Origin of the sequence: Streptomyces akebiae, assembly GCF_019599145.1 — a bacterium.
GTDB lineage: Bacteria > Actinomycetota > Actinomycetes > Streptomycetales > Streptomycetaceae > Streptomyces > Streptomyces akebiae.
Genome location: NZ_CP080647.1, coordinates 6,716,561 through 6,732,311 on the forward strand (window position 1 = coordinate 6,716,561; position 15,751 = coordinate 6,732,311).

12 protein-coding genes and 1 pseudogene are annotated in these 15,751 nt (G+C 70.9%); 4 read left to right on the forward strand and 9 right to left on the reverse strand.

The features are described from left to right. Nucleotides 1-13 precede the first annotated feature (13 nt). The 3 genes from K1J60_RS28980 to K1J60_RS28990 all read left to right on the forward strand — a co-directional run bounded on the left by K1J60_RS28980 (nucleotide 14) and on the right by K1J60_RS28990 (nucleotide 3,886). A complete protein-coding gene (locus tag K1J60_RS28980; protein WP_220648771.1) occupies nucleotides 14-475 on the forward strand; it encodes an NUDIX hydrolase in 462 nt (153 codons plus the stop codon). 354 nt (nucleotides 476-829) lie between these two features. Continuing rightward, nucleotides 830-2,614, forward strand: coding sequence for a TIGR03767 family metallophosphoesterase (locus K1J60_RS28985; protein ID WP_220648772.1), 1,785 nt, complete (start codon nucleotides 830-832; stop codon nucleotides 2,612-2,614). Between the two features lie 114 nt (nucleotides 2,615-2,728). After that, on the forward strand, nucleotides 2,729-3,886 hold the full coding sequence (locus K1J60_RS28990) for a serine hydrolase domain-containing protein (RefSeq protein ID WP_220648773.1): 1,158 nt from the start codon (nucleotides 2,729-2,731) through the stop codon (nucleotides 3,884-3,886). Between the two features lie 87 nt (nucleotides 3,887-3,973). On the opposite strand, the gene K1J60_RS28995 is transcribed toward K1J60_RS28990, so the two are convergent. Both K1J60_RS28995 and pepN read right to left on the reverse strand, forming a co-directional pair. After that, nucleotides 3,974-5,050 carry a hypothetical protein gene (locus K1J60_RS28995; RefSeq protein WP_220648774.1) on the reverse strand — a complete coding sequence of 359 codons (1,077 nt, stop codon included), beginning with the start codon at nucleotides 5,048-5,050 and terminating at the stop codon, nucleotides 3,974-3,976. Nucleotides 5,051-5,438: 388 nt separating this feature from the next. After that, a complete protein-coding gene (pepN, locus tag K1J60_RS29000) occupies nucleotides 5,439-8,039 on the reverse strand; it encodes an aminopeptidase N (RefSeq protein WP_220648775.1) in 2,601 nt (866 codons plus the stop codon). A gap of 153 nt (nucleotides 8,040-8,192) precedes the next feature. Between pepN and K1J60_RS29005 the strand changes: the two genes are divergently transcribed. After that, the gene (locus tag K1J60_RS29005) at nucleotides 8,193-8,846 is read left to right on the forward strand and encodes a mycothiol-dependent nitroreductase Rv2466c family protein (RefSeq protein WP_220648776.1); all 654 of its coding nucleotides are present in this window, start codon (nucleotides 8,193-8,195) and stop codon (nucleotides 8,844-8,846) included. 228 nt (nucleotides 8,847-9,074) lie between these two features. Here the strand turns inward: K1J60_RS29005 and K1J60_RS29010 are convergent, their stop codons facing one another. The 7 genes and pseudogenes from K1J60_RS29010 to K1J60_RS29040 all read right to left on the reverse strand — a co-directional run bounded on the left by K1J60_RS29010 (nucleotide 9,075) and on the right by K1J60_RS29040 (nucleotide 15,735). After that, nucleotides 9,075-9,293 carry an SH3 domain-containing protein gene (locus K1J60_RS29010; protein ID WP_220652005.1) on the reverse strand — a complete coding sequence of 73 codons (219 nt, stop codon included), beginning with the start codon at nucleotides 9,291-9,293 and terminating at the stop codon, nucleotides 9,075-9,077. 226 nt (nucleotides 9,294-9,519) lie between these two features. Next, on the reverse strand, nucleotides 9,520-10,161 hold the full coding sequence (locus tag K1J60_RS29015; protein ID WP_220648777.1) for a superoxide dismutase: 642 nt from the start codon (nucleotides 10,159-10,161) through the stop codon (nucleotides 9,520-9,522). A gap of 150 nt (nucleotides 10,162-10,311) precedes the next feature. Further along, the gene (locus K1J60_RS29020) at nucleotides 10,312-11,697 is read right to left on the reverse strand and encodes an amino acid permease (protein ID WP_220648778.1); all 1,386 of its coding nucleotides are present in this window, start codon (nucleotides 11,695-11,697) and stop codon (nucleotides 10,312-10,314) included. A gap of 110 nt (nucleotides 11,698-11,807) precedes the next feature. Next, nucleotides 11,808-12,759: pseudogene (locus K1J60_RS29025) on the reverse strand (TauD/TfdA dioxygenase family protein). Beyond that, nucleotides 12,756-14,168, reverse strand: a complete 1,413-nt coding sequence (locus K1J60_RS29030) for an LLM class flavin-dependent oxidoreductase (RefSeq protein WP_259407965.1) — start codon at nucleotides 14,166-14,168, stop codon at nucleotides 12,756-12,758. The pseudogene K1J60_RS29025 and the gene K1J60_RS29030 overlap by 4 nt, the downstream one beginning before the upstream one ends. 41 nt (nucleotides 14,169-14,209) lie before the next feature. Beyond that, complete coding sequence (locus K1J60_RS29035; protein WP_220648779.1) at nucleotides 14,210-14,956, reverse strand: ABC transporter ATP-binding protein; 747 nt, start codon at nucleotides 14,954-14,956, stop codon at nucleotides 14,210-14,212. Further along, nucleotides 14,932-15,735, reverse strand: a complete 804-nt coding sequence (locus K1J60_RS29040; RefSeq protein WP_259408327.1) for an ABC transporter permease — start codon at nucleotides 15,733-15,735, stop codon at nucleotides 14,932-14,934. The genes K1J60_RS29035 and K1J60_RS29040 overlap by 25 nt, the downstream gene beginning before the upstream one ends. Nucleotides 15,736-15,751: the final 16 nt, after the last annotated feature.

Sequence of the window (15,751 nt, forward strand, 5' to 3'; positions counted from 1 at the left end):
CTAACGTCTGTGCATGCGCGAGGAGTTGAGGGTGGCGGCCTACGCCGTGTGCGTACGGGACGACCACATGCTGCTGGCCCGCTGGGTCTCCCGGGACGGCGAGAGGAAGTGGACCCTGCCCGGCGGCGGCATGGACCACGGCGAGGACCCGTACGACACGGTCGTCCGGGAGGCCGCCGAGGAGACCGGCTACACCGTCGAACCCACCGTCCTCCTCGGCATCGACACCGGCCGGCGCACCTACCCCCGCCGCCTCGGCACCCTCGCCGACCACCAGGCGCTGCGCATCGTCTACGAGGCCCGCGTCACCGGCGGCGACCTCCGCCACGAGACGAACGGCTCCACGGACATGGCCGCCTGGCACCCCCTGGACGAGATCCCGGCCCTCACGAGGGTGGGCCTGGTGGACCTGGGGCTGCGCCTGTGGCGGGAGCGCCCGGAGAACGGCCACTTGACGCCGCCGCTGAACCCTTAGGGGCGCGGGGCAGTGCTGAATATACGGCTACCGCCGCAGGGCGCGAGCGACCACGACGCACCCGCACACACCGCCTCACCGAAGCCCCCACGGCGAATACGTGCCCTACCCCACCAGATGAACAAGGAGTGACCTCTTCCCTTCGCTCCCCCTCACATTCGGGAACCCCCGGTGGACGCGCACCGTCCCCGAAGATCCACGTACGGTGATCGGCGTCGCCCGTTGCGACGTCGTTAACGTCCAGGCCACCCCGGCTGCCAAGCATCAAGGAAGAGCGGGAACCCCACTCCGGCCCCCACCGCGGAGCGGCCCCGCGACCACTTCCGACGCGTTCGCATTCGGGGAGACCGCGCCATGTCGCGCATACGCTCAGTCGCTGCCGCCGCCACCAACCCGGACCGCCGGGCCTTCCTCGCCGCCACCGGCGCGGTCGGCCTCGCCGCGGGCGTCGGCTTCGCCCTGCGGCCGGAGACCGACGCCCACGCCGCCGCCGCCTCCGCCGCCGACCGCGCCGCGGCCACCGAGGTCCCCTTGGCCAACCTCTCGAACAGAGAGGCCCCGGCCGCACCCCTCGCGCCGTACACCCGGGGCACCACCCTCGCCTCGGTCGCGGTGCCCCGCAACTCCTCCGGCTACCGCCGCCTCGGCTCCGGCCCGGCCTGGGCGCGGGTCGTGCGCGGCGACCTGGCGACCCCCAAGTCCGGCCGTGAGAAGCGCCGTACGGCACTGGCGTCGTTCGTGCAGTTCACCGACCTGCACGTGGTGGACGTCCAGCACCCGCTGCGCTACGAGTACCTGCGCGCCCAGACCGCCAGCGCGTGGCGTCCGCAGGAGGCGCTGTCCGTGGCCGGCGCGGTCTCGCTCGTCGAGCGGGTGAACGCGCTGCGCGGCGCCCCGGTGACCGGCTCCCCGCTCCACTTCGTGATGACGACCGGCGACAACACCGACAACAACTCCAGGACCGAACTGGACTGGTTCCTGAAGGTGATGAGCGGTGGCCGTGTCACCCCCAACTCCGGCGACCCGCGCCGCTACGAAGGCGTCCAGAGCAGCGGTCTGAAGCTGTACTGGCAGCCGGACGCGGCCCTCCGCGACGCCGACAAGCAGCTCGGCTTCCCGCGCCTGAACGGCTTCCTGGCCGCCGCGATCCGCGAGGTCAACAGCCCCGGCCTGAACGTCCCCTGGTACTCCACGGTCGGCAACCACGACTCCCTCCCGGGCGGCTGCTACGCCCCCGGTGACTCCTTCTTCGCGGACTTCGCCGTCGGCGGCAAGAAGCTGATGTCCCTCGACGAGCAGGTCGGCAAGGCTCTCTGGGACAACGTCAAGAGCGGCGGCGACCCCCGGGGTGCCGACTGGAAGGCCGTGCTCAAGTCCCAGGCGAAGAAGATGCGTTCGGTCACCCCGGACGAGAACCGCGCCCCCTTCTCCCCGCAGGAGTACCTGAAGGCCCACCTGGACCCGGCCCACACGGGCCCCGGCCCGGTCGGCCACGGCTACTCGCAGGCCAACCTCGACGCCCGCACCCAGTACTACGCCTTCCGTATCGCCGACGACGTCATCGGCGTCAGCCTCGACTCCACCGACCCCGGCGGGCACTACGAGGGCTCGCTCGGCACGGCCCAACTCAAGTGGCTGGAGCGCACGTTGAAGGAGGCGGCCGAGGACGGTTCGTACGCCGTCGTCTTCAGCCACCACACGAGCAAGTCGATGCGGAACCTGCGCAAGGACCCCGCCCGCCCGACCGAGGCCCGCCACGGCGGCGACGAGGTGCTGGCCCTGCTCGGCCGCCACCGCAACGTTCTGGCCTGGGTGAACGGTCACAGCCACCGCAACCGCATCACCCCGCACTCGGCCTCGGGCGGCGGCTCCTTCTGGGAGATCTCCACGGCCTCCCACATCGACTTCCCCCAACTGGCCCGGGTCATCGAGCTGGTGGACAACAAGGACGGCACGCTCTCCCTCTTCACCACCCTGATCGAATCGGCCGCCCCGCACGCCACCGACTTCACGGACCTCTCGCAGACCGGCCTCGCCGCCCTCTACCGCGAGCTCTCCTACAACGCCCCCGGCCGCCGCGACACCCTCACCGGCACGGCCGGCGACCGCAACACGGAGCTGGTGCTCCGCAAGGGCTGAAAGAGGCTCAACCGGAGTGCCACCACTCAACCCGGGGCGCGCGTGGCCGTGTCCCCCTCCGCGACCGGACGTTCTCGGAGTCACCGAGAAGGCCGGCCGAAGGGGGAGAACCACATGTCAGCAGGTACGGCACGCTCGGGTTTCGCGGTGGCCACCGCCGTCGTCGCGGTGATGGCGATGGCCACTCCGGCGATCGCGGCGGCACCCACCGCCGCGTCGGCCGGAGGCAACCACCGTGCGACACAGAAGGCCATGGACGCCAATGTCGAGGACGGTGTCGTCGGTATCGCGGTCCAGGCGAAGGACGAACGCGGCGTCTGGAAGGCGACGTCCGGCGTGGGCGACCTCAGGACGGGCAAGCCGCGCTCGGCCCACGACCACTTCCGCGTCGGCAGCATCACCAAGACCTTCACCGCCACCGTGCTGCTCCAGCTGGCGGCCGAGGGCCGGCTGTCCCTGGACGACACGGTGGAGAAATGGCTGCCCGGCGTGGTGCGCGGCAAGGGCCACGACGGCCGCAAGGTGACGCTCCGCCAACTCCTCAACCACACCAGCGGTATCGCCGAGTACACCTCGGACGAGCAGTTCGTGAAGGACGTCTTCCTCGCCGAGGGGTTCCTCAAGAACCGCTACCGCACCTGGACCCCGCGCCAACTCGTCGGCATCGCCATGAAGCACGAGCCCACCTTCGCCCCGGGCGCCGACTGGAGCTACTCCAACACCAACTACGTGCTCGCCGGCCTGGTGATCGAGAAGGCCACCGGCAACCCGTACGGCGAAGAGGTCCGCGCCCGGATCATCGAACCGCTCGGCCTGCGCGACACGAAGGTCCCCGGCACCGTCCCCACCCTCCCGGGCCCGCACAGCCGCGCTTACTCCAAGCTGGCGGAGACACCGGAGGGCAGGACGTACGACGCGACGAAGCTCAATCCCTCGATCGCCGGCGCGGCGGGCGAGATGATCTCCGACGCCGACGACCTGAACCGCTTCTACTCGGCGCTGCTGCGCGGCAAGCTCCTCCCGAAGAAGCAGCTCGCCGAGATGAGGACCACCGTCCCCGTCGACGGCGACCGCGGCGGCTACGGCCTCGGCCTCATCACCTACAAGCTCTCCTGCGGCGTGCAGCTCTGGGGCCACAGCGGCGGCATCCACGGCTCCCTCTCCGAGACCGCCACCACCACCGACGGCCGCCACACCCTCACCTACAACTTCAACAGCGATTGGACGGGCGACAGCCTGCCGATCATGGAGGCGGAGTTCTGCGGCAAGTAGTCCCGTCTCCGGCGGGGCGACATGAGGAAGGGCCGCCGAAGCGATCGGCGGCCCTTCCCCTCCCCTCCTGGTGGCCCGAGTTCCCGGTTACCGGGGAAGCACCACGACGTACGCCGCCGGATCCCGGTCGCACGACGCCATCAACGCGGTGCGGACGACGGCCGCCTGCTGTTCGAGGGAGTCACGCAGCTTGCGGGGGGTGACGTGGACGACGGTGATGCCGAGCCGCTCCAACATCTCGCGCTTGCGGGCGTACTCGGACCACAGCGCGTCGTCCTCCTGACGCGGAGCCCGGGTGTCCAGTTCGACCGCGACGGCCTGCTCCGGCCAGTACGCGTCGAGGCCGCCGAGATGCGGGCCGCCGGGCAGGCGGAGGTCCACGTTCCAGACGGGGTCGGGGAGGGCGTGTTCGCGGACCATTCGGTACAGGTGGTCCTCCGCGACGGCCCGCCCCTCCGCGAGCAGCGACTCCACCGCGTCGGCCACGTGCGGACGGTTCAGCAGCCGGGCCGTCGTCAACTCCCGGATCACGGCGGCGGGGTCGGTGTGCCCGCCGCGCACCGCCTCCGTCAGCAGCCTGCGTACGGTGGCCGCGTCGGCGAGTTCCCCGACCGCGTCCGCCAGAGCGCGCGGCACGGGGGCGACGGGCAGGCCGGTCACGTACGACGGGGTCGGTAGGGCCGAGGTCCGGACGATCCGCGCGCACCCCACGGTCCGCAGTCGGCGCAGCCGCGGGACCAGCACGTCGATCGTGTCGAGGGACGGGAGCGGGGGAGCGGACGCGAAGCCGTGCAGGGTCAGGGCGGCGAGCCCGGTGATCACCGCGTCCGGGTAGCGGGGTGTGGCCGCCGGGCGGGGCTCGTCGGCGTTCGGCTGCGCGGGTACCCCGGTGACGCCGGCGGCCCCGGTGGACGTCTCGCGGAACGGTGAGCGGGCCGCGTACGAGAGCACCGCGTGCAGGCGCTCCTCCGAGGTGGGCGGGCCCGGGTGCAACAGGAACACACCCGGCAGGATCTGCTGCCAGGGGCCACCGGACCGGCACTGCTCGTTCGTCTCGGCTGCGGTGACACCCTGCGCGCGCAGCTGCGCGGCCGTCAGCACCCGGCGTGCGACGTCCGAGAGGCGACGGAGGGGGCGGGGGGAGAGCGGGGTGTTGTGCGTCATGCCCCGGAGGTTCCCGCGTGGGGCCCGCCCATGAACCTCTGTTACACACTCGTCGGCAAATCCGGACAAGACCGCACTAAAGTACGTGCGTTCGACTGCCGATACCCGCTGGTCCGGACGACGACCGAAAAAGGTTACGGCTCTGATTACCCGAATTTCGTAACCCTGAACCGGCCCGGTGCCTAGGCGCTCAGGGGCGCGTGCACTCGGGCGGCCGCGGGGCCGCGGGGCCGCGGGGCCGCGGGGCCGCGGGGCCGCGGGGCCACGGGGGTCGCGGGGGTCGCGCAGTCCCCAGCGCCCCTGAAAGCGCTGCGCCCTTTCCTGTCGCGCACCCGGCTTCGCCCAGCGGCAGCCACCGGGTGCGCAACAACCAGCCGTCCGGCGGCAGTTACTGCGCCGCCGCGTCGCACTCCTGCCCCCGCAGCGCCCGAGCCAGGTCGTCGCGAGCCTCGATCACCAGCCTCCGCAGGGCCGGCGGCGCCGACTCGTGCGAGGCGAGCCACGCGTCCGTCGCCTCCAGCGTCGCGGGCGAGTCCTGCAGCGACGGGAACAGCCCTCGCACCACGTCCATCCCGATCTGGATGGACCGCTCGGCCCACACCCGTTCGATCACCTCGAAGTACTTCTCCGCGTACGGCGCCACCAGCTCCCGCTGGGACGGCCGCGCGAACCCCGTGATCGTCGCCTCGACCAGCGCGTTGGACAGCTTGTCCGACTCCACGACCGACGCCCACGCCTGCGCCTTGACCGCGGCGGAGGGCCGGGCCGCCAGGCACCGCACCTGGTGCCGCTTCCCGGAGGCCGTGTCGTCCCGCGCCAACTCGGCGGCGAGGGCCCTCTCGTCGGCGACCCCGTACGTCGAGAGCGGCTCCAGGAACGCCCACCGCAGCTCCTGGTCGACGTCCAGCCCGTCGACCTTCTCCGCCCCGGACAACAGCCCCTGCAACACCGCCAGTTCGGCCTCGTCCGACGCCACCGACGCGAAGAACCGGGCCCACGTCAGCTGGTGCTGACTCCCCGCCTCGGCCGCCCGCAGCTCACGCAGCGCACCCTCCGCGAGCAGTCGGCCCCCCGTCTGACGCCACTGGGGCGCCGCGTAGTGGGTCAGCGCCGAGTTGGCCCACGCGTGCAGCATCTGGAGCACACCGATGTCGGACTCCCGCCCCGCGAACCGCAGCACGAGGTCGACGAAGTCCCGCGCCGGCAGCAGCGCGTCCCGCGTCAGGTTCCACAGTGCCGACCAGCACAGGGCCCGCGCCAGGGGGTCGGTGAGGTCACCGAGTCCGGCCCGCAGCGTGTCCAGCGACGCCGCGTCGAACCGGATCTTGCAGTACGTCAGGTCGTCGTCGTTGACCAGCACCAGCGCAGGCGCCTCGGCCCCCGCCAGCTCGGCCACGACCGTACGCGGCCCGTCCACGTCCACCTCGGCGCGCGCATATCGCTCCAGCGCGCCGGAGCCGCCCTCTCCGTTCGCGTCCGTACGCCGGTACAGCCCGATCGCCACCCGGTGCGGCCGCAGCTCGGGATGCGACTCCGCCGCCTCCTGCACCACCGCCAGCTCGTCGATCCGGCCCTCGGGGTCGAGCAGCACCTGCGGGGTGAGGGAGTTGACCCCCGCCGTCTGCAGCCAGGCCCGCGACCAGGACGCCATGTCCCGCCCGCTGGTCTCCTCCAGGACCGACAGCAGGTCGCCCAGCTTCGTGTTGCCGTACGCGTTCCGCTTGAAGTAGCGCCGGGCGCCCTCCAGGAAGGCATCGCGCCCCACGTACGCCACCAGCTGCTTCAGCACGGAGGCGCCCTTGGCGTAGGTGATGCCGTCGAAGTTGAGCTTGGCGTCCTCCAGGTCACGGATGTCGGCCGTGATCGGGTGGGTGGACGGCAGCTGGTCGGCGCGGTACGCCCAGGACTTGCGGTTGTTGGCGAAGGTGATCCAGCCGCCTGTGAAGCGGGTGGCCTCCACCATCGAGAACGAACCCATGAAGTCCGCGAAGGACTCCTTCAGCCACAGGTCGTCCCACCACACCATGGTCACCAGGTCGCCGAACCACATGTGCGCCATCTCGTGCAGGACGACGTTGGCCCGCCGCTCGTACGACGCCCGTGTGACCTTGCCGCGGAAGATGAACTCCTCGCGGAAGGTGACCAGTCCGGGGTTCTCCATCGCGCCGAGGTTGTACTCCGGCACGAACGCCTGGTCGTACTTCCCGAACGGGTACGGGTAGTCGAAGTGGTCGTGGAAGAAGTCCAGGCCCTGCTTGGTGATCAGGAAGACGTCGTCGGAGTCGAAGTAGGGGGCGAGACCCTTGCGGCACATCGCGCCGAGGGGGATCTCCAGCCGCGTACCGTCCTCGAAGACCCGCTCGTAGGTGTCCGTCACATAGTGGTACGGGCCCGCGACGATCGCCGTGATGTACGTCGAGATCGGCTTCGTCTCCGCGAACCGCCACACCCCGTCCGTCTGTTCGCCGACCCCGTTGCTCCACACGGCCCACCCCTCGGGGGCGCGCACCTCGAAGCGGTAGGGGGCCTTGAGGTCCGGCTGCTCGAAGTTGGCGAAGACCCGGCGGGAGTCGGCCGGCTCGTACTGCGTGTAGAGGTAGACCTCGCCGTCCTCCGGGTCGACGAAGCGGTGCATGCCCTCGCCGGTGCGGGAGTAGGCGCACTGGGCGTCGACCACCAGCTCGTTCTCGGCGGCCAGGTCGTCGAGGACGATCCGGGAGCCGTCGAAGACCTCGCTCGGGTCGAGGTCCCTGCCGTTGAGGGAGACGGCCGTCACCCGCGGCGCGACCAGATCGGCGAAGCTCGTGGCGCCCGGGTCGGCGCACCGGAATCGGATCGTCGTCACCGAGCGGAAGGTGCGCGGTTCGCCACCCGGGCCGCCGGAGTCCCCGACGGCGGAGCGCAGGTCGAGGGAGACCTCGTAACCGTCGACGGACAACAGCGCGGCCCGCTCCTGGGCCTCGTCACGGGTCAGATTCTCACCGGGCACGGGCGGCACTCCCTCGGGTGGTGTTCAGAATGCGGACAGCCCGATCCTGCCATGCACCGCGGGAATGGCCGGGGCCGTCCTCGGTGTTGCCGGTTGTTGACCGGTAAACCGAACCCGCACGACTCCGTCTTCCTATCCCTTTCGAGGAGAACCATGTCCGAGCAGACCTCCGGCAAGACCCCTGTCGACTTCTGGTTCGACCCGCTGTGCCCCTGGGCCTGGATGACCTCGCGCTGGGTCCTGGAGGTCGAGAAGGTCCGGGACATCGAGGTCCGCTGGCATCTGATGAGCCTCGCGGTACTGAACGAGCCGAAGATCGACGAGCTGCCCGAGGAGTACCGCGAGCTGCTGGCCACCAAGGCCTGGGGCCCGGTGCGGATCGTGATAGCCGCCCAGCAGGAGCACGGCCCCGAGGTGCTCGGCGACCTCTACACCGCGCTCGGCACGCGGATCCACAACCAGGGCGAGGGCCCCGAGAAGGAGACGGTCGCCGCCGCGCTGAAGGACGTCGGTCTGCCCGAGTCCCTCATGGACCACTGGGACGACACCCCGTACGAGGCCGAGCTGCGCGCCTCCCACAAGGAGGGCATCGACAAGGTCGGCCAGGACGTCGGCACCCCCGTCATCGCCGTCCCCGGCGCCGACGGCGAGCAGATCGCCTTCTTCGGCCCGGTCGTCACCCCCGCCCCGAAGGGCGAGGAGGCCGCCAGGCTCTGGGACGGCACCCTCCTCGTCGCCTCGGTCCCGGGTTTCTACGAGATCAAGCGCACCCGCACCAAGGGCCCGGACTTCAGCAACCTGGTCTGAGGCGCCCCCTTTTTTTTGGGCTCGGTTCGCCTCCGGGGCGCTTCAGCCTGTGTCGAGACGGCGATCGTGCTCGGCCCTCCTTCGTCGGGCGCTGCGCGCTCCCCCACTCTCGGCTTCGCTCGAGCGGGAGGTGCCCCCATGCCGTCTCGACACAGGCGCGCCCCTTCGGCTCACTCGCCGTAGGGCGACCGGCGGCCGCATCACCGGAAGGGCATCACCGGAAGGACGTCACCGGAAGGACTCGGGGAGGGTCAGCCCCTCGCTCTGCTTGCCGTACGGCTGGACGAACAGGCAGCGGCCCTTCTCGCCGTGGTTGGCGCACCGCCACCAGCCGGCCGGGTTCTTGCCCAGGGACTCCAGGTACTCCCGTACCGCCTTGTCCGCCTTGTGGAACGGCAGGGGCTTGCCGCCGCCACACGGGGGGCAGTGCTTGTAGCTCACGTCCATGCGACCTCCCGGTCCGGTCCGCCGGATCGGGAATCCGGTCGGAATCGGGAGCATAGGGCGAAAACCGAGGAAGCGGTCAGACCGGAATGCGTCCCGCCGTGGCGTGTTCCGGCGGTCCCGGAAGGCGAGAACCCCCGCGAGTCACGTCCTCGCGGGGGTTCTCCCTTTTCCGCCTGCCGGTGAAGGTTGAGAAGACGATCACGAGCAGGACGTCTCGGTCACCGGCTCAGGGGGTCAGCAGCAGCACATCCGCGCGGGACCTGGCCGCCGCGTAACGGCGGGCCACGTCCTGCCAGTTGACGACGGCCCACATGGCGTCGATGAAGTCGACCTTCTGGTTCTTGTACTGCAGGTAGAAGGCGTGCTCCCAGGCGTCGAAGACGAGGATCGGGGTGGAGCCCTGGCCGACGTTGCCCTGGTGGTCGTAGACCTGCTCGACGACCAGACGCCCGCTCAGCGGCTCGTACGCCAGCACGCCCCAGCCCGAGCCCTGCGTGGTCGCGGCGGCCTTGGTCAACTGGGCCTTGAAGCCGGCGAAGGAGCCGAAGGACTCGGCGATGGCGTCCGCCAGCTCACCCACGCCGTCCTTCTCCAGCGGCTCGCCGCCACCGTCGCCGGTCATGTTCTGCCAGTAGATCGAGTGCAGGATGTGGCCGGAGAGGTGGAAGGCCAGGTTCTTCTCCAGGCCGTTGATCGTCCCCCAGGTCTCCTTGTCCCGCGCCTCGGCCAGCTGCTCCAGGGTGTCGTTGGCTCCCTTGACGTACGCCGCGTGGTGCTTGTCGTGGTGCAGCTCGATGATCTCGGGGCTGATCACGGGCGCCAGTGCCGCGTAGTCGTACGGCAGTTCGGGAAGCGTGTAGACGGGCATGGGGGTCCCCTCCGACCTCTTATTGCAATGCACTTGCAAGTGCACGCTAGCAGCAAGAGACTGTGGGGGCGTGCCCGGGCACGCGAAAGGGCCCTCGCGCGAACCGATCGTCCGTCCTCCGCGCGAGGGCCCCGAAGCGTGTGAGCGAGGTCAGCCCGTGGCGCGCGTCCGCTGGCGGACGTAACCGACCACCGCCAGGATCAGCGTCATGCCGCCCGTCCAGTACAACTGCGTCCGCGTCCCCGGCTCCCGGGCCATCAGGACGAAGACGGCGGCCATCCCCGCGAGCGCCACCCACGTCAACCAGGGGAACGCCCACATCCGCACGACCAGCCGCTCCGGGGCCTCACGCTCGATGCGGCGACGCAGGAGCAGTTGGGAGACGGCGATGAGGATCCAGACGACGAGGACGACCGCCCCGATCATGTTGAGGAGCCAGGGGAAGACATCGTCGGGACGCCAGTAGCTGAGCAGGACGCAGAGGAAGCCGAAGACGCTGGAGGCCAGGACCGCGATCCGGGGGACCCCGCCCGACACCCTGCCGATCATCTTCGGGCCCAGCCCGCGCGCCACCAGGGAGTAGGCGATCCGGGACGAGCCGTAGATGTTGGCGTTCATCGCGCTCAGCAGGGCCACCAGCACGACCACGTTCATCACCTGACCGGCGCCGGGGATGCCCAGGTGGTCGAGGGTGGCGACGTACGGGCCCTTCTCCACGACCGCCTTCGAGTCCCACGGGACGAGGGTGACGATGACCGCCATGGAGCCGATGTAGAAGAGGGCGATGCGCCACATCGCCGTACGGACCGCCGTGGCCACGCCCTTCACCGGGTCCTCGGACTCGGCGGCCGCGATCGTCACGGTCTCCAGACCGCCGTACGCGAAGATCGACGCCAGCAGGCCGATGACCAGGCCGTCGGTGCCGCCCGGCAGCAGACCGCCCTCGCCGGTGAGGTTGGCGAGGCCGGGTGTGTCGGTGCCCGGCAGGACACCGGCGACGGCCAGCACGCCCAGCACCAGGAACAGGGAGATCGCGCCGACCTTGAGTGCGGCGAACCAGAACTCGAACTCACCGAAGTTCTTCACGGCGGCCAGGTTGGTGCCCAGGAACACCAGCATGAACAGCGCCACCCAGGCCCACTCGGGCGTACCGGGCAGCCACCCCGTCACGATCTTCGCGGCGCCGATGCCCTCCAGGCCGACGGCCGTGCAGAGCAGCACCCAGAACGACCAGCCGGCCGTGAAGCCCGCCCACGGACCGATGGCGCGTTCGGCGTGCGCGGAGAAGGAGCCCGAGGAGGGATACGCGGCGGACATCTCGCCGAGCATCCGCATCACCAGCATGACGAGGAGCCCGGAGAGCGTGTACGCGAGGACGATCGACGGACCGGCGGCGGCGATGCCCGCCCCGGACCCGACGAAGAGGCCCGCGCCGATCACGCCGCCGAGGGCGATCATCGAGAGGTGGCGCTGCTTGAGGCCGTGGGACAGGGACGCGTCGGGCTCTTGTGGAGCCTTGACGGAGGTGCTGGGCATGGGCGCGGTTCGTCCAATGCGTGAGACGGCAAAACGCCGACAGTCTGGACAGCCCCTCCACCGCAGGGAGGGGCTGTCCGCGATCCGGACGCGACCGGCACGGAAGGTGACTACGCGGCTACGGGAGTGGCCGCCCGGGCGGCCACCGGCGTGTAGTGCGAGGCGTCCCCCTCGATCGAGTAGCTCTCCTTGCCCTCGATGCCCACCGGAACGTCACCGGCCACGGTCACCCGGTGCAGCCGGCGCGGCAGGCCGTCGTAGTTGTCGATGGCGTAGTGCTGGGTGGCGCGGTTGTCGAAGACGACGAGCTGGTTCTCCGACCAGCGGTGGCGCAGCACGTTCTCCGGCCGGGTCACGTACGACTGGAGCAGGTCCAGGAGCTTGCGGGACTCGCCGAGCGACAGGCCCACGATCCGCTGCGCGAACCCGCCTATGAACAGTCCGCGTTCACCGGATGGGGGTCCCCCCGCTTCGAGCGAAGTCGAGAAGTGGGGGAGGGTGGACGCGGACCACCGGGTGGGCCGTGCGGTACTTGATCGAGGTGAACCGGGCGCGCTGCGCCGCCCGCTCCGCGTCGATCTCCTCGTCCGGCACCGCGTAGTCGTAGTCGTTGGTGTGCTCGGCCCACAGCCCGTCGGCCAGTCGCCGCAGCGGCTCGGGCAGGTCCCGGTAGGCCGCCGCCGCGTTGGCGATCAGCGTCTCGCCGCCGTACGGCGGGATCGTGATGCTGCGCAGGGTGGTGGCCTGCGGCGGGTTGAGCACGAACGTGACGTCGGTGTGCCAGTGGTTGGCGCGCCCCCGCTCGCTGTCCACGGGCAGGACGTTCGCGGCACCCGCCACGGCGGCCACGGTCGGGTGGGCGGTGGTGATGTCGCCGAAGTGACGGACGAAGGCCTGATGGCCGTCGTCGTCGAGGTCCACGTCGTCGAACACGAGCGCCTTGTGGACGTTGAGCGCCTCACGCAGCGCGGCGACGGTCTCCCCGTCGAGGGGCTGGGAGACGTCGACGCCGGAGACTCGGGCGCCGATGTTTCCGGTGACCTTGCGGATGTCGATGGTCATGGTGCGGTTCCTTCCGGGAGCCGGGGTCGGACGAGGGTGGGTGTGGGTGTGGACGCAGGTGCGGACGCGAGTGCGGGGGCGGCTTGCTTCACGTGCTGGTTGGCGGGACGCGGCAGGCCGTAGCGGTCCCGCAGGGTCCGGCGCGGTCCGTATGCGGTGCGGAGCAGACCGCGGGCGCGCAGGATCGGCACGACGTGCTCGACGAAGGCGTCGAGGCCGGACGGCAGCACCGCGGGCATGATGTTGAAGCCGTCGGCGGCACCTCCCGTGAACCAGGTCTCGATCTCGTCGGCGACCTGCTCGGGCGTACCGGCGAAGGTGAGGTGCCCGCGCCCGCCGCCCAGGCGCCCGATCAGCTCCCGCACGGTGAGCCGGTCGCGCCGGGCCAGCTCGACGACGAGCGTGTAGCGGCTCTTGGCACCTTCGATCGCGCTCTCCGGCGGCAGATCGGCCGGCAGCGGGGCGTCCAACTCAAGTGAACCGGGGGGCAGTTGCAGCAGCCGCTCCAGATTTCCCACCCCGTGCGTGTACACGATGTGGTCTTCCAGTGCCCGCTCGGCGGCCCGCGCCTCGGCCTCCGTCGACCCGAGGACGGGGACGAGCCCCGGCAGCACCTTGATGTGCTCGGGATCCCGGCCGGCCGCGACCGTGCGGGACTTGAGGTCGGCGTAGAAGGCCCGCGCGTCCCCGACGGTCTGCTGCGCGGTGAACACGGCCTCCGCGTACCGCGCGGCGAACGCCTTGCCGTCCTCGCTGGACCCCGCCTGCACCAGCAGCGGATAACCCTGCGGCGAGCGCGGCACGTTGAGCGCGCCCTCGACACTGAAGTACGTCCCCCGGTGCCGGGGCGGGTGGATCTTCGTGTCGTCGCCCCAGACACCGGTCTCCTTGTCGGCGACGATCGCGTCGTCCTCCCAGCTGTCCCAGAGCTTCAGCGCCACGTCGAGGAACTCGGCGGCCCGGGCGTACCGCTGGGCGTGCGCGGGCTCGGCGTCCAGGCCGAAGTTGCGGGCGGCCTCGGCGCCGGCGGTGGTGACGATGTTCCAGCCGGCCCGGCCGCCGCTCAGGATGTCGAGCGAGGCGAACTTGCGGGCCAGGTTGTAGGGGGAGTTGTAGGAGGTGGAGGCGGTGGCGATCAGGCCGATGTGCTCGGTGGCCGTCGCCAGCGCGGTCAGCAGGGTGAGCGGCTCCAGGGCGCCCGCCGGACGCTGGCCCACGCTGCCCCACAGCTGCGGCCCGTCTGCCAGGAACAGGGAGTCGAACGTACCGCGCTCCGCGATCCGGGCCAGCCGCACGTAGTGGTCCAGCTCGACGTGCGCGTACGGGTCGGACTCGGGCAGCCGCCACGAGGCCTCGTGGTGCCCGGTGTTCATCAGAAAGGCGTTGAGATGGAGCTGTCGTCGCGGCACGTGTCTGTTCTCCCGGGTCACTGGTGGTGCTGCGTAGCGGGTCACTGGTGGTCCTCCGTCACCCCGAGCGCGGCCAGCAGCCGCTCGCGGTACTCGCCCAGCAGGGGATCCCGGTACGAGCGCGGGTGCGGGCGGTCGATGGTCAGGTCGAGGCCGATACGGCCCTGTTCGAGCACGAGGACCCGGTCGGCGAGCACGATCGCCTCGTCCACGTCATGGGTGACGAGCAGGACGGACGGCCGGTGGCGCTCCCACAGCTGCCTGAGCAGGGTGTGCATCCTGATCCGGGTGAGCGCGTCGAGCGCGCCGAACGGCTCGTCGGCGAGCAGCAGTTCGGGTTCGCGGACCAGGGAGCGGGCCAGCGCCGCGCGCTGGGCCTCACCGCCGGACAGCTCGTTCGGCCAGGCGCGCTCGCGGCCCTTGAGGCCCACCTCGGCGAGGGCCTCACGGCCCTTGCCGGCGGCCTCCCTGCCCTCGGTGCCCAGCAGTACGTTGTCGAGGACCCGGCGCCAGGGCAGCAGCCGGGAGTCCTGGAAGACGACGGACACCCTGGCCGGCGCGGTCAGCCGGCCGCTGCCCGCCACCTCGTGGTCGAGCCCGGCGACCGCACGCAGCAGCGTGCTCTTGCCGGAGCCGCTGTGCCCGAGCAGAGCGACGAACTGCCCGGCGGGGATGTCGAGGTCGACCCCGTCGAGGACCTTGCGCCCGTCGAACGACCTGGTCAGATCCCGGAGTTGGACGGCGGGCCGGGTGGCGGTGGTGGTCAGCTGCTCAGTGTGCGTCGCCATGACAGCACCCTCCGTTCGATGAGACGGACCGCGCTGTCGGAGACCAGACCGAAGATCCCGTAGACCGCCAGGCCGACGAGGATGACGTCGCTCTGGCCGTAGTTCTGGGCCTGGAACATCATGTAGCCGAGTCCACTGGTGGCGTTGATCTGCTCCAGGACGACCAGGCCCAGCCAGGAGCCGGTCACCCCGAGCCGTAGGCCCACGAAGAAGCCGGGCAGCGCGCCGGGAACGACGATCTGCCGGACGAACCGGAACCGTGACAGGCCCTGCACCTCGGCGAGTTCGACGAAACGACTGTCGATGCCGGCCAGCGCGGCATGGGTGTTGAGGTAGATCGGGATGTAGACGACGATGGCGATGATCGCGATCTTGAAGGTCTCGCCGATGCCCAGCCAGAGGATGAACAGCGGGATCAGACCCAGCGTCGGGATCGCCCGGTTGAGCTGCACGGTCCCGTCGATCAGCGCCTCGCCGGTGCGGCTGAGCCCGGAGACCAGGGCGAGCGCGACACCGGCGGTCAGCCCGATCGCGAACCCGGACCCGGCCCGCTGCAACGAGGTCACGATGTCCGTCGTCAACGTCCCGTCGGTCCACAGACGGACCCCGGTCTCCAGCACGGTCCAGGGCGCCGGTATCGCCGCCGGATCGAGCTGACCGGCAGCGGAGGCGACGGCCCAGAGGGCGAGGACCAGCGCCGGCCCGACCAGCCGGGAGGCGGGCAGTCGCCTGCCGGGGGAGAGACGGCGGCGCCTGCGGACCTGACCGGTCTCGTCCACGGCCGCGAGGGCGCGG